General features: G+C 69.3%; 12 protein-coding genes and 3 pseudogenes. 9 read left to right on the top strand and 6 right to left on the bottom strand.

The features are described from left to right. Positions 1–222: 222 nt before the first annotated feature. Entirely contained in the window at positions 223–798 is a 576-nt protein-coding gene (locus tag ACEXOX_RS43255; protein WP_406526076.1) for a MarR family winged helix-turn-helix transcriptional regulator, read from the bottom strand. 326 nt (positions 799–1,124) lie between these two features. Here ACEXOX_RS43255 and ACEXOX_RS43250 point away from each other — a divergent pair, with 326 nt between their 5' ends. Continuing rightward, positions 1,125–1,970, top strand: a complete 846-nt coding sequence (locus ACEXOX_RS43250; protein ID WP_406526075.1) for a class I SAM-dependent methyltransferase — start codon at positions 1,125–1,127, stop codon at positions 1,968–1,970. Between the two features lie 315 nt (positions 1,971–2,285). Then, positions 2,286–3,164: an SDR family NAD(P)-dependent oxidoreductase gene (locus tag ACEXOX_RS43245; RefSeq protein ID WP_406526074.1), complete on the top strand. Its 879-nt coding sequence runs from the start codon at positions 2,286–2,288 to the stop codon at positions 3,162–3,164. Positions 3,165–3,254: 90 nt separating this feature from the next. On the opposite strand, the gene ACEXOX_RS43240 is transcribed toward ACEXOX_RS43245, so the two are convergent. Beyond that, a complete protein-coding gene (locus ACEXOX_RS43240) occupies positions 3,255–4,088 on the bottom strand; it encodes an acetoacetate decarboxylase family protein (protein ID WP_406526073.1) in 834 nt (277 codons plus the stop codon). A gap of 250 nt (positions 4,089–4,338) precedes the next feature. Between ACEXOX_RS43240 and ACEXOX_RS43235 the strand changes: the two are divergent. From ACEXOX_RS43235 to ACEXOX_RS43205, 7 genes and pseudogenes are all read left to right on the top strand, one after another. Continuing rightward, a pseudogene (locus ACEXOX_RS43235) lies at positions 4,339–5,651 on the top strand (glutamine synthetase family protein). A 67-nt stretch (positions 5,652–5,718) separates the two neighbouring features. After that, positions 5,719–7,092, top strand: coding sequence for a cytochrome P450 (locus tag ACEXOX_RS43230; RefSeq protein ID WP_406526072.1), 1,374 nt, complete (start codon positions 5,719–5,721; stop codon positions 7,090–7,092). A 91-nt stretch (positions 7,093–7,183) separates the two neighbouring features. Next, positions 7,184–8,275: a DUF5954 family protein gene (locus ACEXOX_RS43225; RefSeq protein ID WP_406526071.1), complete on the top strand. Its 1,092-nt coding sequence runs from the start codon at positions 7,184–7,186 to the stop codon at positions 8,273–8,275. A gap of 775 nt (positions 8,276–9,050) precedes the next feature. Next, positions 9,051–12,649: pseudogene (dnaE, locus tag ACEXOX_RS43220) on the top strand (DNA polymerase III subunit alpha). Positions 12,650–12,698: 49 nt separating this feature from the next. Further along, positions 12,699–13,253, top strand: a complete 555-nt coding sequence (locus tag ACEXOX_RS43215) for a hypothetical protein (protein ID WP_406526070.1) — start codon at positions 12,699–12,701, stop codon at positions 13,251–13,253. 337 nt (positions 13,254–13,590) lie between these two features. Then, a complete protein-coding gene (locus ACEXOX_RS43210; protein ID WP_406526069.1) occupies positions 13,591–14,715 on the top strand; it encodes a tryptophan dimethylallyltransferase family protein in 1,125 nt (374 codons plus the stop codon). A 5-nt stretch (positions 14,716–14,720) separates the two neighbouring features. Beyond that, positions 14,721–15,956, top strand: a complete 1,236-nt coding sequence (locus ACEXOX_RS43205; RefSeq protein ID WP_406526068.1) for a pyridoxal phosphate-dependent aminotransferase — start codon at positions 14,721–14,723, stop codon at positions 15,954–15,956. Positions 15,957–15,986: 30 nt separating this feature from the next. Here the strand turns inward: ACEXOX_RS43205 and ACEXOX_RS43200 are convergent. From ACEXOX_RS43200 to ACEXOX_RS43185, 4 genes and pseudogenes are all read right to left on the bottom strand, one after another. Next, positions 15,987–17,467: pseudogene (locus ACEXOX_RS43200) on the bottom strand (cytochrome P450). Further along, a complete protein-coding gene (locus ACEXOX_RS43195) occupies positions 17,464–18,087 on the bottom strand; it encodes an ATP/GTP-binding protein (protein WP_030019750.1) in 624 nt (207 codons plus the stop codon). The pseudogene ACEXOX_RS43200 and the gene ACEXOX_RS43195 overlap by 4 nt, the downstream one beginning before the upstream one ends. After that, a complete protein-coding gene (locus ACEXOX_RS43190; protein WP_030019751.1) occupies positions 18,068–18,439 on the bottom strand; it encodes a DUF742 domain-containing protein in 372 nt (123 codons plus the stop codon). Before ACEXOX_RS43190 ends, ACEXOX_RS43195 begins: the two co-directional genes overlap by 20 nt. Next, on the bottom strand, positions 18,436–18,822 hold the full coding sequence (locus tag ACEXOX_RS43185; protein ID WP_406526672.1) for a roadblock/LC7 domain-containing protein: 387 nt from the start codon (positions 18,820–18,822) through the stop codon (positions 18,436–18,438). Before ACEXOX_RS43185 ends, ACEXOX_RS43190 begins: the two co-directional genes overlap by 4 nt. Between the last annotated feature and the right edge of the window lie 33 nt (positions 18,823–18,855).

The raw sequence follows: 18,855 nt of genomic DNA, 5'->3' as shown, positions 1-18,855 counted from the left end.
ACAGCCTCCAATTCGTTTGAGGCCAAACAACATAGGCGGCCCGGCTTCGGGCGGTCAACCCCTCCCCCGTTGGCGCCCCGTAGCTATCCTTTGGCCCCAAACGTCATGCCGGAGCCGCTACGGGGAGACACCGGAAGGGCGGGGGTGGCGGAAGTGATGAGGACGACGGGAAGGCGGCGACGTGGCACCGCGCCTCCAGGACACCGGCCCCTGAGGGGCGGCTCACCTCCGGGAAGGGCGGCGTCCGCTGCGTCGCGGGCGGGGGTCGGCCCCGTCGAGGAGGGCGAGCCGCCGCTCCTCCCCGTTCTCCTCCGTCTGCACCACGATCTTCCGCAGCAGGTCGGCCAGTGTCGTGCACTCCTCGTCGGTCAGCCGCTCGGAGACGAAGACCTCCTCCGCGTTGAAGGCGGGGAAGACCTCGGCCATCAGCTGCTCACCCTGGTCCGTCAGCCGCAGCAGCACCAGGCGCCCGTCGGAGGGGTGACTGTTGCGTTCGAGGAGGCCACGGCTCTGAAGCGTGCGGCACACCCCCGTCAAGGTGCCCTTGGAGATGCCGGCCTCCGCCGCCACGTGGCGGGTCTCCGTCTCGCCCCAGATCCATACGACCCACAGCACGACGAACGAGGTCCAGGACAACTCGGCACCCCGCAGCACGGAGTTCTCGAAGTGCTGCCGCACGGCCGCGGCGGCGCGGTAGATGTTCGCCACTGCGACCATCTGTACGTGCCGGATCGGCGTGTCGCCCAGCTTGGCCTGTACGGCTTTCTCGGTCTCCCGGATGGAACGGTGCTCCGTCACGTCGTGTTCTCCCGCGTCTCTCGCCGTTGCCGGCAGTCCCCTGCCGAGTTCCGTGCGCCCCCGTAAGACCGTTGCCGTTCGCGACCCTTACGGACTCAAACGATAACCCGCCCCGTCCTGGCCCATCCGCCCTCACCCGGAAGTGATGTTCCGGAGACGGCTACTTACGGAGCTCTCTTAGAACCTGAATCGAAAGTTCAAGGATCTCGATGGCGAGCAGATCGTGGCGGCAGGCGATTTGGCTGTGGCCGTCAGGGCGCTTCGGGCGCATCCTGTGAAGTGCGCGGAGTGGGCGTGCGTGGGTTCTGGCCGGCGAGGAGGAATGCATGGAGAGCGCGCCGAGCAGGACGGCGATGTTTGCGGCCGTGTCGCGTGGATTATTTCGCCTGGAGACGGCGTCGCCGTGGGTACTGGACGATGTGCTGGCCCTGGTGCTTGTCGGCCCGGTATGGCGGGAGCTGCGAGACCGGTTCGATCCGCTGTTCCCCGGCCCGGTCCGTCGCGAGTCCCGCACGGCTGTCTGCACCCGCAGCCGGTACGCCGAGGATCGGCTGGCAGCCGGCGCCTTCACGCAGTACGTGATTCTTGGCGCGGGGCTTGACTCGTTCGCGTGGCGGCAGCCGGATCTGCTCGGCTCGCTGACGGTGTTCGAGGTTGATCATCCTGCTTCCCAGGCATGGAAGCTCGAGCGGGTCAGGGTGCTCGGCCTGCCGCTCAGTGACTCGCAGGTGTTCGTGCCGGTCGATTTCGAGGCCGAACCGGTTCAGGATGTTCTGGGCGCGGCCGGGTTCGACCGGGCGCAGCCGGCGATGTTCTGCTGGACGGGTGTCGCTCCCTATCTGACGGCGCAGGCGATCGAGTCGACGTTGCGCACGATCGCGGCGGCTGCTCCCGGGTCTGAGGTCGTGTTCTCCTACCGGGCCGAGGACAGTGTGCTGGACGAAGTGGGGACGGAATTCGCCCGGATCTACTCGCCGATCGCGGCTGCTGCCGGCGAGCCTCTTCAGCCCGGCTGGCCGGTAAACGAGATCGAGAGGCTGATCAGCCAGTGCGGGCTGAAGGTCGTGGATCATCCCGCACGTGCAGACCTCCAGCAGCGGTACTTCGCCGGCCGTACCGATGGGCTGCGTCCCTATACCTTCGAGACCCTGGTGGCCGCGCGGGTCACCTGACTGAGCGTTTGGTCCTGTCTCACCGCTCCTTGTTTGGGTTTGGCAGTTCGTTGGCTGGAGGCACAAGGGACCGGTGAGCCGGTCGGCCGAAGGCGTGACAGCAGAGGCGTGTTTCAATCCGACACCTCCTGTCTCCTCCCAGGACGGGGCGGTCAGTGGTCCTGCGCCCCTCGCCAAGCCGACTGCCGCGCAGTACACGCAAGACATGACCCCGCACGACGCGTTCCTACGACATCCCGTCAGCGCCCCAGAGTCCGCTTGCTCCGCCGTACTCAGCACACCGTCGCACCGCCGCCCAGCGAAAGGGAGTTCCGCATGCCCCGGCCTGCCGAGCCAGCCCAGAACGATCAGACCACCCGACCCGGTCAGTCCGACCAGTCCGACCACCCCGACCAGTCCGATCCCCCAGACCGGCCCGTCCTGCTCGTGGCCGGGGCCAGCAGTGGGATCGGCGCGGCCGTCGCCGCGCGCGGTACGGACGGAGGCGCCCGCGTCGCCGTGTGCGCCCGGCGCGCCGATGCGCTGCGCGAGGTCGCGGACGCGTGCGGCGCGACACCTTACGTCGCCGACCTGACCGTACGCGGCGAGGTCGAGGAACTGGTCGCGGCCGTGGTGCGGGACCACGGCCGCCTGGACGGCGTGGTCGCCAACGCCGGAACGATACGCCCTGGCGGCCTGCTGGAACTCAGCGACGAGGACTGGGACGTCACGCTGCGCACCAACCTCACCTCCGTCTTCCTGCTCGCCCGCGCGGCCCTTCCCCACCTGGCGGCCGCGCGGGGCGCGTTCGTCACCGTGGGCTCCGTCGCCGGGCTGCGCGCCGCCGCGGGCGCGGGCGCGTACGCCGCGTCCAAGGCGGGGGCCGGCATGCTGACGAGCGTCATCGCCGCGGAGTTCGGGCCGTACGGAGTACGTGCCAACACGGTGTGCCCCGGCTGGACGCGCACGGAGATGGCCGACGAGGAGATGCGGGAGTTCGCCGGCGGGCTTTCCCTGGACGCGGCGTACGCGAAGGCCACGGCGCTGGTGCCGCAGCGGCGCGCGGCGGCGGCCGACGAGGTCGCGAACGCCGTGCTGTGGCTCCTCGGGCCAGGGGCGTCGTACGTCAACGGGGCGACGCTGACCGTGGACGGCGGGCTGACCTCGGTCGACGCGGGGCGGGTGCCGTTCGACTTCGACGTGACACCGCGGTGACCCAGTACCACGGTCCTTCCTGACCGCGGACCTTCCTGACCGCGGACATCGCTGACATCGCTCTGACGGCGCGAGCCCGGGCGCGTACCGCTACGCGCTCGCGCCCCGCTCCAGCACGGTCCCGCCGTTCCAGCACACCCCCACCTGCCGGTAGTAAGCCCCGATCGGCTCCGCGACGGCGAGGGCCGCCAGCTCCTCCGTGGGCGACGCGAACAGCTCCAGCTCCGCGTCCGCCGCCCAAGCCTGGCCTCCCTCGAAGGAAGCGGCTCCGCTCTCGACCAGCTCGTCCAGGGCGAGCCCCGTCCCGTCGATCGAGGGCAGCACGCGGTGGTGCGCCATCGGATGGCCGTTCACGAAGCCGCCCGTCGCCGACGGCTCGCGCAGTGTGGCGACCACCTGGGCCAGCCGCCGGTCCCCCGCCGCGAGCGTCGCGCCGAAGACGGCGCCGGGCTCGATGCGGGGAGCGGGGCCGTACGGGTGCGGCCTGGTCATGTGGATGGAGCCGAGCTTCTTCGGGTAACCCTGGTGGATCCCGCGGGCGAGGGCGAAGTCCTTGTCGACCCAGATGTGGACGCAGCGCGAGTACGTACGGCCGCGGTAGCCGCAGCGTACGACCGCGAAGCACTCCTTGTACTGGCTGCGCACCGGGTCGAGCAGTTCCTCCTCGCCCGCGCCGCAGGACTGCCAGTCCGCCCAGATCAGCGCGACGGCACCCGGGTCCTCGTCCGCGGGAACGAGCGGCTCGGGGAGGAGTTCGCGGACCCGCGCGGGATCGGTGCGGTACTCGACCGTGAGCAGGTCGCCCGAGTAGTACCAGGGCGGGGGCGGGATCAGTGCGGCCCGGCCCGTGGCGGTCCTGGGTGGGAAGAAGCCCCGGACGGTCGGTGCGGCCGACGCGGCCGATGTAGTGGGCTCAGTTGGCACAGCGGCTCCTCGGGTCGCCCTGCATGTCATTTGGGCCCGTACGGTATGCCTTCACCCCCGGGTTGTCACGAGCGCGCCGGACGGGCCACCGATCCCCCACGCCCTCTTGCGCGCCCCCACCCCTCTCCATATGGTTCGACCCCAAACGACATCCCGAGTGAGCCCGAGCACAGTCCCCGCAGGAAGGCTGGACAGGGTGAGCGAACAGAGCCCGGCACTCAGCGACCAGGCCCGGCAGGCCGTCGCGGCGCTGCGAGCGCAGGACATCGACGTGGTACGCGTCGTCTACCCCGACCTGCTCGGCGCCGACCGCGCCCGCGACATCCTCGTCAGTCACCTGCCGGCCGCCGCGCACCACGGCCTGGCGTTCTGCCGCGCGGTCTACCACACCAGCCCGCAGAGTGACACCGTTCCCATGCCGGGGGCCTGTCGGCGGGGATGCCGGACATCACGGTCCGGCCCGACCTGGACACCCTGCACAGACTCCCCTGGGAGCCCGGCGTCGCCTGGTGCCTGGGCGAGGCCCTGGACCCGGCGACCGGACGCCCGGCCGCCGAATCCCCGCGCGACCTGCTGCGCCGCGTACTGAACCGGATCGGCACGGAACTGCACCCGGTGGTCGGCCCCGAGCTGGAGTACTACCTGTGCGAACGGGACGAGAGCACCGTCACCGGCTGGTCGCCCTACGGGCGGGCACCGGGCAACGTCTACAGCGCGGGACTGCGCGGCGACCCCGACGGCCATCTGCTGCGCACGCTGCGGTACTTGAAGGAACTGGAGATCGGCGCGACGGCCGGGAACCGCGAGTTCGGCAGCGGTCAGTTCGAGATCAACCTCGACCATTCGGCGGCGCTCGACGCCGCCGACCGCGCGTTCCGCTTCAAGACGGCCGTCAAGGAGATCGCCCGCACGGAAGGACGGCTGGCCACCTTCATGGCCAGGCCCTTCAACGAGGAGGGCGGCTCCGGCTTCCACCTGCACCTGTCGATGGCGGACGCGGACGGGCGCAACGTCTTCGAAGGCCGCGACGAGAGCGACCCGCACGGCCTGTCCACCGCCGCGCGGCACGCGACCGCCGGCGTCCTCGCCCACGCGCCGGCGCTCACCGCACTGCTGAACCCGACCGTCAACTCCTACAAGCGCTTCGGCCCGCACAGCCTCGCCCCGTGGCTGATCGACTGGGGACTGGACAACCGCAGCGCGATGGTGCGCATACCGCCCGAGCGCGGCGGCGGAACCCGCCTGGAGCTGCGCCTCGGCGACGCCACGGCCAACCCCTACCTGGCCGTCGCGGGCGCGATCGCCGCCGTGGGACTCGGCCTGCGGGAGAAGCGTGAGCCACCGGAGCCGCTGGAAGGCTACGGCTACCGGGAAGACACCGCGGCGCGGTTGCCGGGCACGCTCGCCGAGGCGCTGGACGCGTTGGAGGGCGACACGGAACTGACCGAGATGCTGGGTGCCGACTTCACCCACTCCTTCCTCACGTACAAGCGCAATGAGGTCGAGCGCTTCCAGCAGTACGTCACCGACTGGGAGTTCAAGGAATACGCCTTTCTCCTGTAACGGCGCCCGCCCGCACCGGGTTCCTTCCCGTGCCCTTCTCCTCGCCTTCTTCGCAAGGACAGCTCCCATGACCACCTCCTCGACTGCGTCCACCGCTTCCCCGGCACCCGAACCCACACCCAAACCCGAATTCACACCCGAGTTCGCACCCGAATCCACTTCCGAGTCCGCATCCGAATCCGCCCCCCACCCGCTGCCCCTGGACGCAGTCGACCTCACCGACCACGACAACTTCACCGACGGCGACCTGTGCTGGCGGATGTTCGACGCGCTGCGTCGCGAGGACCCCGTCCACTGGCAGCCGGAGGCCGCGCCCGGCAGCGGCTTCTGGGCCGTCACCCGGCACGCCGACATCGTGCGCGCCGGCCGCGACCCCGAGACGTTCACCTCCACCCGGTTCACCAACCTCGAAGAGGTCGACGAGCAGCACCGCGAGGCCCGCCGCTCCCTCCTGGAGACCGACGGACCGCGCCACCGGGCCATGCGCAGGCTGTTGCAGCAGCAGTTCACTCCGCGGGCCGTCGCCACGTACGAGGTGTTCCTGCGCGGGCTGACCGCGCGGACGCTCGACGCGGCGCTCGCCAAGGGCCGTTTCGACTTCGTCCAGGAGGTCGCGGCCGACTTTCCCATCAACGTCCTCGCCCGCATGCTCGACGTCCCCGAGCACGACACCCGACGGCTGATCGACTGGGGCAACCGCATCATCGGCAACACCGACCCGGACTACGCGGACGTACTGCTCGGCACCGCGGAGAGCGAGCGCTACCGCGATCTGCCCTTCCGCAGCCCCGCCGCGCTGGAGGTCTTCGCGTACGGGAGGGAGCTGGCGGCGCGGCGCCGGGGCACCGGTGGTGACGACCTGGTGAGCCGGCTCGTCAACCAGTCGCCGTCGGACGGGGTGCCTCTGTCCGCGCGCGACTTCGACAACTACTTCCTGCTGCTGGTCGTCGCGGGCAACGAGACCACCCGGCACGCCATCGCGCACACCATGCTCGCCCTGATCAACCATCCGGAACAGCGCGAGAAACTACGCCAGGACCCGGCCTTGTTGCCAGGCGCCGTCGAGGAGTTCCTGCGCTGGTCCTCCCCCGTCCACCACTTCCGACGCACCGCCACACGCGACACCGAGCTGGGCGGCCGGCGGATAGCGGAAGGCGAGAAGGTGGTTCTCTGGTTCGCCTCGGGCAACCGCGACGAGACGGTCTTCGACGCCCCGTACCGTTTCGACGTCACCCGCACCGCCAACGACCACCTCACCTTCGGCAAGGGCGGCCCGCACTTCTGTCTGGGCAGCTCACTGGCCCGCCTGGAGCTGCGTGTCATGTTCGAGGAACTCCTGCCCCGCCTGTCCGACATCCGCCTCACCGCCCGGCCCCGGTACGTCCGCTCCAACTTCGTCCACGGCCTGAAGACGCTGCCGGTCGAGATCACCCCAGCGTGATCGGGTACGGACGAAAGTTCGCGCCGCAGGACGACGGGCGGGAATCAGGAAAACCCTGCCGGGCTGCCGCCGTGGTCGACAGGATGAGGGCATGGGTCATGAGGACGTGAGTCGGGGCCGGATGTGGCCGATCGTGGTGCGGCATCCGGAGGGTCCGGTGGAGGCGGTCATGGAGGCCGACGCGCTCGACGCCAAGCTGGAGACCGCGGCGATACTGGTGCGGGGCCCCCTGTTCGGGGTGGTCGCGCAGGACGCCGGGCAGGCACCGCGGTGGCGGGTGGTCGTCGCGGTGGACGCCGGCTGCCCGCAGCAGGCCCGGGACAGCCTCAACTCGTTGCTGTGGCACCGGGCGAAGGACGAAGCCCGGGACCGGGAGGAGCGGCGGGCCCTGCTGGCGGCGGTCGCCCGGCTGGAGAGTGAATGCGTCGACGAACTCACCGTCCTCACGACCCGCTATCGGATCGTCCGCGCGGAGGAGTACGCGGGGACGGGGCCGGACGGCATCGAGCAGCCCCGCCCGACCGACCCCGAGCCCACCGTTCCCGACTGGAGCCGCAGTGCCAGGGACCCGATCGACGGCGGACTGGTGCTGGACCCGGAGGCGCCGGTCACACCCACCCAGGCCGCGGAACGCCTGATGCTGCGCGGCCTGGCGTACAGCGGCGCCCGGTTCCCCGAGGACGTGCGGGGTGACTCCCGCAAGGCACTGGAGACCCATCCCGACGTGATGCTGCTGCCCACGGCCTTCCGGGTCGTGGAGAAGAACGACCCGGGGTGGGAGTCGAGCAGTGGCCTGCACGCCAGCGCGCACGCGGCCCGCAGGTCGCTGGACTTCGCCCTGACGTGGCTGCAGCCGCGCCTGAAAGGGCTCATCCCTTGGGAAGCCGGCAACATGAGCGCCGACGCCCGTACGGTGGCTGCCGAGGGCACCGACCCTGCCGCCGGCGACCTGGCCGAGTACGTCCGGGCCGCCGACCGGCTCCGGGCCGAACACGTCAACCAGGTCGAGGCCCGGGGCACCGTCCACCGGATCTGCCGTGCCCGGCGGCTGCTGCGCTGGGGCCCGGACGGGCCGGAAGGGGCACGCCCGTCCGACACCAACAGCCATGATCCGGAGCGCATGCATCCCCGTATGGACGAGGACGGCACCATCCACCACGACCGGGAGGACGACGCCCCCTGAGCGTGTGCCGCCCGGGACGGGACGCGCCTCGGCCACGCGTCCCGTCCGGGCTGCCGCCTGCGGCGAGAGCCGGGCGGGCCGGTGCCGGCTACCCCCGTCCGGCCTTCATCAGAAGATGGCCGTGGAGCAGGGCCAGGTCGGGGGGCACAGGCCGCCGTCCCTGGTGGCGAGGTAGAAGGTGTTGATGGGCGGGCTCTCGGGATCCAGCAGGTAAACCAAGGTGCACAACAACGCAACTCCGACGCCAGCATGGATCCTCCCGGGGCAGAGCAGCCAGTAGTTATGCGCCCATTTGCCAGACTTGCCGGAATCACCGAAAGCCAAGAAAAACCGCCTCCTCGCCTGACAACACCGCTGGTCACGCCCTGTGGTTCCCGCGTGTGCGGGGGTGGTCCTTGTGGCTTCTGATCGCAGCGCTACTGATCGCCGTGGTCCCCGCGTGTGCGGGGGTGATCCCCCGCCCCACGGGCCGGCGTGAGGCTCGGCGCGCACCCCTGGGCACATACGCACGTTCGTTTCTGGTGCAAGGAATCCTGCCTCTACGAGGCAACCCCGGAACAGCGAGCGCCCGGGCGGTGAAATCGGTGCCGTCCTGAGGCGCATGGTGCTGACGGAACGGCGCCACGCCGTCCTGGAAGACCTTTCTCCGGCGATCCCGCAGGTCACCAATTCGCCTCGGTAAAAGATCTTCACCGAGGCATGCAGTAACGATTTCTCGAACGCCGGGCGCGGCTAGGGTTGGGGCTCTCTTTCGTCTCGTGGAGGTGCCCGGACGGTGCCCGACAGCTTTGTTCACCTGCACAATCACACCGAATATTCCATGCTTGACGGCGCACAGAAACTCAAACCCATGTTCGCCGAAGTCGCACGCCAGTCGATGCCCGCCGTCGCGATGAGCGATCACGGCAACATGTTCGGTGCCTACGAGTTCCACCAGGTGTCCAAAGGCTTCGACGACGTCAAACCGATCATCGGCATCGAGGCCTATGTCGCCCCTTCCTCCCGTCGCCATCGGAAACAGGAATTCTGGGGCCCGGGCGGACAGCGCGCCATGTCGGACGACGGTGAGGGCTCGAAAGACGTCTCCGGCGGCGGCCGGTTCACCCATATGACGATGTGGGCCCGGAACGTCCAGGGGCTGCGCAATCTCTTCTACCTGTCCACCGAGGCCAGTTACAGCGGGCAATTCCCGGCCGGCAAACCCCGCATGGACATGGAGCTGATCGGCGAGCACGCCGAGGGCATCATCGCGACGACCGGCTGCCCCTCCGGCGCGATCCAGACCCGGCTGCGGCTGAACCAGTACGCCGAGGCCCGCGAGGTCGCCGCCGCCTACCAGGACATCTTCGGCCGCGAGAACTACTTCCTGGAGCTGATGGACCATGGCCTGTCCATCGAACGGGACGTCCGGGGCGGGCTGCTGCGTCTGGCCGAGGACCTGAGCATCCCCCTGCTGGCCACCAACGACGCGCACTACATCCACGAGGACCAGGCGGACGCGCACGACAATCTGCTGTGCATCGGCGTCGGAAAGAACAAGGCCGACGAGAAACGCTTCAGGTTCCAGGGCGGCGGCTATTACCTGAAGACCGCGCAGGAGATGCGCGCCCTGTTCTCCGAACTTCCCGCGGCGTGCGACAACACCCTGTTGATCGCGGAACGCATCGAGTCGTACAACGAGGTCTTCGACTACGTCGACGAGATGCCGCAATACCCCGACGTGCCCGAGGGGAAACCCAGGAGTCGTGGCTGCGCAGGGAAGTATTGAAGGGCCTCACCACGCGCTACGGCGACCCCGTCCCCGCCGAGGTCATGGAGCGCTTCGAGACCGAGATGACGGTCATCGGCCCCATGGGCTTCTCCAGCTACTTCCTCGTGGTCGCGGACATCTGCAAATACGCGCGCGACAACGGTGTTCCGGTCGGCCCGGGTCGCGGTTCGGCCACCGGTTCCATCGTCGCCTATGCCACCCGTATCACCGAGCTGTGCCCTCTGGAGCACGGCCTGCTGTTCGAACGTTTTCTGAACCCCGAGCGCATCAACCCGCCCGACGTCGACCTCGACTTCGACGACCGGCAGCGCGACAAGATGGTGCGCTACGTCACCGAGAAGTACGGCGACGCGTACACCGCCATGGTGAACACGTTCGGCAAGATCAAGGCCAAGAACGCGATCAAGGACTCCTCGCGCATCCTCGGCTACCCGTTCAGCCACGGCGAACGGATCACCAAAGCGCTGCCCCCGGACATCATGGGAAAGTCCATTCCCTTGGACGGCATCTTCGACCCCGGGCACCCGCGGTACGGCGAGGCCGGCGAAATCCGGCAGATGTACGAGAACGAGCCGGACGTCAAGAAGGTCATCGACACGGCCAAGGGCGTCGAGGGCCTGACGCGCGGCACCGGCGTGCACGCGGCCGCGGTGATTCTCTCCAAGACCAAGCTGACGGACCGTATCCCGCTGCACATGCGCGCCGCGGACGGCGTGAAGATCACCGGCTTCGACTACCCGTCCTGCGAGGCCATGGGCCTGGTCAAGATGGACTTCCTGGGGCTGCGCAACCTGGGTGTCATCGACCACGCCCTGCAGAACATCCGGGAGAACCGCGGCACCAAGCTGGCCACCGTCGACCCGATGGACGGCGATCCCGAGAAGGTCGTCATCCCCCTCGACGACGAGAAGACCTTCGAACTGCTCGGCCGCGGCGACACCTTCGGCGTCTTCCAGCTCGACGGCGGCGGCATGCGCGCCCTGCTGAAACTGATGGAACCCTCGCGATTCGAGGACATCGCGGCGGCCCTCGCCCTGTACCGGCCCGGCCCCATGGCCGCCAACGCGCACACCAACTACGCGCTGCGGCAGAACGGCAAGCAGGATCCGGACCCGATCCATCCTGAGCTGAAGGAGATCCTCGACCCGATCCTGGGCTCCACCCACCATCTGCTCATCTTCCAGGAGCAGATCATGGCCATCGCCCGGACCCTCGCCGGATACACCCTCGGCGGCGCCGACATGCTGCGCCGCGCGATGGGCAAGAAAAAGCCGGAAGTGCTGGCGGCGGAGTGGGAGAAGTTCCACGCCGGCATGCGGACGAACGGCTACTCCGAGGAGGCCGTCAAGGCCATCTGGGACGTCATGCTCCCGTTCTCCGGATACGCGTTCAACAAGTCCCACACCGCCGGGTACGGTCTGGTCTCCTACTGGACCGCCTACCTCAAGGCGAACTATCCGGCCGAATACATGGCCGCGCTGCTGACGTCCGTCGGAGACGACAAGGACAAGGCGGGCATCTACCTGGCCGACGCGCGCAAGCTGGGCGTCACCGTCATGCCACCCGACGTCAACGAGTCCGTCGCGGAGTTCGCGGCCATCGGCGACGACGTACGCTTCGGTCTCCGATCGGTACGCAATGTCGGCGACAACGTCATCGAAACCATCATCGCGGCCCGTAAGACCAAGGGGAAATTCGCCTCCTTCGCCGATTTTCTCGACAAGGCGGAGCTGCCCGCGCTCAACAAGCGAGCGGTCGAATCCCTCATCAAGGCCGGCGCCTTCGACTCCCTCGGCCACACCCGCAAAGGCCTGACCGCCGCGCACGAACCGGCCATCGACGCGGTCGTGCCACTGAAGAAGGCCGCCGCGTACGGACAGGACGACCTGTTCGCCGGGATCGGGGGCACCGAAGACGGCGAGGCATCCGGATTCGGCCTCGACGTGAAGATCGACGAGAGTGAATGGCCACGGAAACAGCTGCTCTCCACCGAGCGGGAAATGCTCGGGATGTATGTCTCGGCGCACCCGCTGGACGGAACCGAGCACATCCTTTCCGCGAACCGGGACACCACCATTCCCGAACTGGTGGCTTCCGGCCGCACCGAAGGCGTGGTGCGGCTTTCCGGACTGATCACCAGCGTCCAGCCGAAGACGACCAAGCAGGGCAACGCCTGGGCGATCGTCAATCTGGCCGACCGGGACGGCACCATCGAGGTCCTGTTCTTCCCGGCCACCTACCAGCTCGTGGTGGGCGCCCTGGTCGAGGACAGCGTGGTGTCGGTCCAGGGCCGCATCAACGACCGGGACGGCACGATCAGTATCTTCGGGCAGGAGCTGAACGTACTCGACATCACCTCGGCGGAACGTACCGGAGCCACACCCGTGCAGCTCAGCCTGCCCTACCACCGCATCAACGAGCCCACCCTCAAGGAACTCAAGCGCATCATGGGGGCACACCCCGGGGACAACCCCGTCCACCTCGCGGTGCGCGGAGTGCAGAAGACGATCGTCTACCAGCTCCACACCATGGTGAATGCGGCCACGCTCGCCTCCGACATCAAGGGCTCCTTCGGCCCGGACGCGTGGCAAGGCGTGGTGTGATTTCTTCCTCGCCCTGGCCCCCGCACTAGCGCTGCCGTTGCCGGCCGCGGTGCGCCGGCGTCAGAGCACGGTCACCGGCCGCTTCGGAGAGACGGCCTGCGTCATCAAACTCATCGGCCTCGGCCTGTTCGGCGGCGCCGCGTTCGCCTCGAACCTCGTGCTGTTCCACTTCGACGATGCGGTCGCCAAGAAGCCCCTGACCGGCCCCACGGTGCCCGCGCTCATCGGTTGCGCGGCCGCCTTCGCCATGGGCTGCGCGCTGTTCGGGGCGGCGACGGTGCGGGCCCGGGTGTTTCCGCGGGTCCCGTCATGGGTGTACGCGACCGGGCTGCCCCTCTTCGCGTTCCTGACCGCCCTGCCCGACTCCGCGCTCACCAGCGCCCTGCACATCGCGGTCGGCTCCACCTTGAACTGGCTCGCTTCCGCCCTGTGGCAGCCCGCCCTGACGGCTGCCACAGGGCGGAAGCCCTCGCAGGCCGCACCGGTCCCGGCTGAACCCGGCGCCGACGGCCTCGGCGGCCGGGCCCGGGGAGGCACGGGCGGGCAGCCGGACGTCCTTCCGACGGCCGGCTGCCCGCCCCCATCCGCCTGTTCGGCCTCCTGAGCGCCGGCGTGCGCATCCATCCGTCGGAGGCGTGCGCCATCGCGGGACGGACGCCGCGCACGCCCCTTGTGCGCCGGTGGCGGCCGGCGGAAGGATAGTTAATGGTGAAAGTACTCCGGGCACCGGTTAACGCCGACGGCCTGTGGAGGTGCGGGGCGGTATGCGGGCGCCGCCCCCGGGCGCAGAGAGGTGCCGGGGTACACGGGCGGCTGATCGGGCCGTCGATTTTTGTCGGACGGGTAGTCAGGAGCGCCCTCCCTTATTGGTCCTGGCCAATCGGCCGGCGGAGCAAGCGTGCGGTACGGCGGGATCCGGCGAGTGGTAGGGGAGTACATCCATGTCGTCTCTACGGTCGGCGTCGTCTTCGCGGTCGGCGCCCCGAGTTTCTGCGAGCACGACCTTCTCGGACTATGCGGTCACCACCGCCACACGTCTTCTGGGCAGCGCGGGCGTGGACGCCGACCAGGGAACGAGGGCGCTGCGGACAATGCTGTCGCCGTGGGGCGCGAGGCGGATAGGAACGCGTCCCGGCTGGCACTCCGACGTATGCGCCGACGGATCACCGATCGAGTTCTCCGCGGCCTTTTCCCGGGAGGGGCTGCAGGTCCGGGCGCTCGTGGAGGCCTTGCCGGACCGGCTGAACTCGTCGTCCGCACAGAAAGCCGCGCTCTCCCTCACCCGCGGGCTGACCCAGGAATTCGGCGCGGCCGGTGACCGGTTGGCGGAGGTTTCGGACCTGTTCCTGCCGGCCGAGAACCCCACCGGCTTCGCCATGATGCACGCCGCCACCCTCACGCCGAACGGTGGGCCCGAATTCAAGGTCTACCTCAATCCGAACGCCAACGCCGGTATGACCGGCGTCGAGCGGACACGTGCGGCCCTGGACCGCCTGGGATTCGCCAAGGCCTGGACGGCGGTCACGGAATACGCGGGCCGGGGGTTCGACCTCGACAGAATCGTCTACTTCGGTCTCGATCTGATCGACGGCCCCAGTTCCCGCGTGAAAGTGTACTTCCGCCACTACGACGCTTCTCCGGCGGAACTCGACGCCCGTATGGAAATTACGCTTCAGCACGAGTCCGGGCTCCTGGGTGCTTTCTGCCGTCAACTGACCGGCAGCGACACTGAGGTACGGGCCCAGCCGCTCGTCAGCAATCTGACGTTCACGACCGCCGGCGGACACCAGCCGGTGTCCGCGACGCTGTACGTCCCGCTGTGGCTGCACTCGGCGAGCGACCGGACCGTCCGGGACCGCGTCAGCTCGGTCATGCGGGGGATGGGCCTGCCCGTCGGCCGCTACCGGTCGCTGCTGCACCACATGGCCCGGCGTCCGCTCGCGTCCGGCCGGGGCATCCACACGTACGCGTCGGCGCGTGTGCAGCGCGGCCGTCCCCGACTGACCACGTACTGGTCGCCCGAACTCTACGACCGGTATCCGCCGGCCCGATACCAACGGGGGTGAGCGCCATGGCGCTGCCCGACATGTACCGTCCGCTGTTCGACGACGCGCAGGTCCGGCCGGGCCTGCTGCGCCGCCGGTCACCTCTGCGCTGGGGTGCTCATCCGCCCGGCGTCATCCCGCTGACGGCAGCCGAGCCGGACTTTCCCGGCCCCCCGGTGGTCACGGACGCCGTCATGTCGGCCGTCGCCGACGGGTACTTCCCTTACGCGTCGCCCACGGAGAGCGGTGAGTTACGGGAAGTCTTCTCCGACGTGACCGAGACCCGTTACGGAATCGGCAACCACCCCGACCGCGTGGTGCCGGCCCCGGGCACCGCTGCCGCGCTCTGGGGCGTGGTGCGGCTGCTGTGCGGAAAGGGGGACGAGTGCATCGTGCTGGACCCGGTCGACCTGCTGTTCGGCCAAGCCGTCGATGCCGCGGGGGCCCGGCCGGTCCACTGCCCGGTGGACAAGAGCACGGGATGCCTGGACCCGGACCGGCTCGCCTCTCTGATCACTCCGCGCACCGCCTTGATCTGCCTGTGCAATCCGCACAACCCGCTGGGCACGGTCTTCCCCGCGGCGGTTCTCCGGGCAGTGGCGGAGACGGCGGGTGCCCATCGCATACCGATCCTGTCCGACGAGGTGTGGAACGAGATCGTGTATCCGCCCGCCGCACACGTCAGCCCGGCGAGCCTGGACACGGAGAACGGCCCACGCGTCTACACGGTGACCGGCCTGTCCAAAACGTTCGCGTTACCGGGCCTGCGGATGGGATTCGTGATCACCCCGACCCGACGGGAAGCCGACGCTTTGCGGCTCACTTTCCAGCGTCTGGGCGCCACGTACAGCATGTCCCCCTTCACCCAGGCCGGCGCCCTGGCCGCCCTGCGGCACGGCTGGCCCTGGAAAGATGCCTTCCTGGAGCATCTGCAGAAGGTGCGGGACTATTGCGTGGACCGTTTGAACGCCATTCCGGGAATGACGTGCAGCCGCCCGGAAGGAACGTACGTCCTGTTCCCTGATGTGTCCGCCACCGGAATGAACAGCCGGGCCATGGCCGATTTCCTCCTGTCGCGCGCCCGGGTGGCGGTGGTGCCCGGTACACCGGAGTGGTTCGGCCCGGCCGCCGAGGGCAATGTCCGTATCAGCTACGCCACGTCCCTGGGAGTCATGGAAGAGGCCTTGGACCGCATCGCGAGGGCCGTCGAAGAACGCGTCACCGGTGGCCCGGCCCCGCTCCAGGCCACCGGAACGCGGTAACAGCGCGTCCCCTCCCCTACCCCGGGAGCATCATCCTCGCAGCCGTGCCTTCAACGCGTACCACCACGACGTACGCCTCCGCCGAGCGGGAACCGGCAGGGACACCACCGACGGCATCGGAACAGCGGGCTCGGCGGCGGGCGGTACGCCGCCGACCGGGCCACTCCCGTGATCGGGCTCGGTCCCCGCGAGGGCACGGGCCGGGCCGGCGGGCGCGGCGGAACTCGGCGACCGGGGCGCGGTGAACGTCACCGGGAGGCTGGTCAGGTGCCGTGTCATCCAGCCCGACTTCCACCGCAGCTGCTCCTCGGGGATGCGCAGCCGTACGTCGGGGAGCCGCGCCAGCAGCGTGTCGATACCGGTGTCGGCGATGGCGCGGCCGATGTTCTGTCCGGGGCACTCCTGGGGGCCGCTGCTGAAGGCGAGATGCGAGCGGTTCCCGAGCAGCGGGACGGCAGGGTCCGGCCGGACGGCCGGGTCGTGGTTCCCGGCGGCCAGGCTGAGCAGCAGCATGTCCCCCGCCTCGATCTTCTGACCGCCGACCTCCGTGTCCACGGCGGCCCAGCGGCCCGGGACGGTCATCAGCGGCGGTTCGCTCCACAGCACCTGTTCCACCACATCGGGCAAGGTCATCTGCCCGCCGGCCAGCGACGCGTGGCACCGGGGGTCGGTCAGCACCATCCGCAGGGTGCTCTTGAGGAGGTTGACCGTGGTCTCGTTGGCGGCGATGAGGATGACCCGCAGGTGGTTCCACACCTCCTCGTCGGTCAGCCCCGAGGAGTGTTCGATCAGCCAGGACGTGATGTCGTGGCCGTGGCTCCCGCGCTTGCGCCGTACGAGATCGGTGAGGGTCTCCACGATGAACGCGTTGCTGGCCACCGAGGTTCCGGTGCCCGCCACCATGTCCCTGCTGGCCGCGACCAGCCGCGGCCCGTACTCGTCGGGCATGCCCAGCAGCTGCGTCAGGACGAGCATGGGCAGGTGTTCGCAGAACTCCTCGGCCAGGTCCGCCTCCCCCGCTCGGCGAAGCCGTCGATCAACTGGTGCGTGAACCGGGTGATGTGCCGCCGGATCCCGCGACGGTTGAAGCGCTCCAGGCTGTCGGTGACCGCCAGGCGCAGCCGGCTGCGCTCCTCGCCGTCCAGGAAGAGGCAGACCGGCTGCCAGGCGATCATCGGGAGCAGCGGGGAGTCCGGCGGGACCCGCCCTTCCCTGAACCAGCGCCAGTTGCGGGAGTCGCGGCTGAACCGGGCGGGGGTACCGGCGACCTCCAGGATCTCGCGGTACCCGAGGACGAGCCAGGCCGGCAGGTCGCCGTCGAGCAGGACGGGCGCGACGGAACCGTGCCGGGCGCGCAGCCGCTCGTACAGGCCCATGGGATCCTCGGCCGCCTCGGGGCCGAAGAGCCGCGCCAGTCCGTCCGTGGCGCCGAACCGGTCGTGGGCCGGGCACTGCGGCGGCGGGGTAGGTGCCCACGCGGTGCGGGACTGTTCGTGGGGAGAGGAGGTCACCGTCGCTCCGGGTTCGTCGTGGTGAGGGCGTGCAGATAGCGCATGAGGGTCAGCAGGCCGTCGCGGCTGGAGACGCGTTCGCGGGCATCACAGTCGATCACCGGCACCCCGTCGGGTATGTCCAGGGCCTGCCGGAGTTCGGAAGCCGGGTACGTGGGGGCGTCCGGGAAGGCGTTGATGGCGACGATGAAGGGCACCCCGCGTTCCTCCAGCCGGCCCATCACGTCGAAGCTGTCCTCCAGCCGCCGGGTGTCGATGAGGACCACGGCGCCCAGGGCCCCTTCGAAGAGCCCGTTCCACAGGAACCAGAACCGTTGCTGGCCCGGCGTGCCGAAGACGTAGAGCACCAGCTCGTCGCTGAGGGTGATCCGGCCGAAGTCCATCGCCACGGTGGTCTCGTTCTTGCGCTCGACACCGGCGATGTCGTCGACCCCGGCGCCGGCCTGCGTCATGATCTCCTCGGTGGTGAGCGGTCTGATCTCGCTGACCGATCCGACCAGGGTGGTCTTGCCGACCCCGAAGCCGCCGACGATCACCACTTTCACCGCGGTGGTGACCGAGGCCGGCAAGGTGTCCTCGCGCCGGGGGCCGACGACGGGTTCAGAGATTCTGTAGTCCATGCATCACCGCCTCCAAGAGTTCGACGTCGGGCAGCGACTGGGTCAGCGCCGACGCCCGGGCTTCGACGTGTCCGCTCGCCAGGAGGTCCGTGAGCAGTACGGTGATCACGGAGACCGGCAGATGGAGGTAGGCGGAGAGTTCGGCGACGGACAGCGGATAGCCACATATACGGACGATGGCGGCGAGTTCGGGCTGCATGCCCGGGCCGGGTTCGTTGCGGCTCACGATCAGCGTGACCATGTCCAGGGAGGAGTGCCGTTCGGGCACCTGCCGGCCGGACGTGATGACGTAGAGCCGCTCGGGGCCGCCCTCTTCCCAGGCCCGGTGCTGGTCCTGCTCCGGATCGCTCATGGGGCCTGCCGGTCCGCCCGCGGCGGGCTGCTGAGGTGCTGACCGATCCGGGCGACCAGATCACGCATCCGCTGCCCTATCAGGCCGGCGTCCACGTCGTCGTCGGCGAGCACCGCCAGATAGGCTCCCGCGCCGGCCGCCATCAGGTAGAAGAAGCCGCCGTCGACCTCGACGACGACGAGTTTCATCCGGCCGTCGCCCCGCGGGAATTCCGAGGCGATGGCCGCCGACAGGCTCTGCAGTCCGGCACAGGCGGCGGCGAGGCGGTCGGCGGTGTCGTTCTCCGTACCGAACTGCGCCATGCACAAGCCGTCCGAGGACAGCACCACGACATTACGGGTCTGCGGGACGCTGGACGCCAACTCCTCCAGCATCCAGTCCATGTTGAGCCGCTGCTTTGTCGCCACTTGCTCACT

This window comes from Streptomyces sp. Ac-502 (genome assembly GCF_045222935.1).
GTDB classification, from domain to species: Bacteria; Actinomycetota; Actinomycetes; order Streptomycetales; family Streptomycetaceae; genus Streptomyces; species Streptomyces monomycini.
Note: the sequence above shows the minus strand (reverse complement) of the source record. Positions and strands in the feature narration are given on the sequence as shown.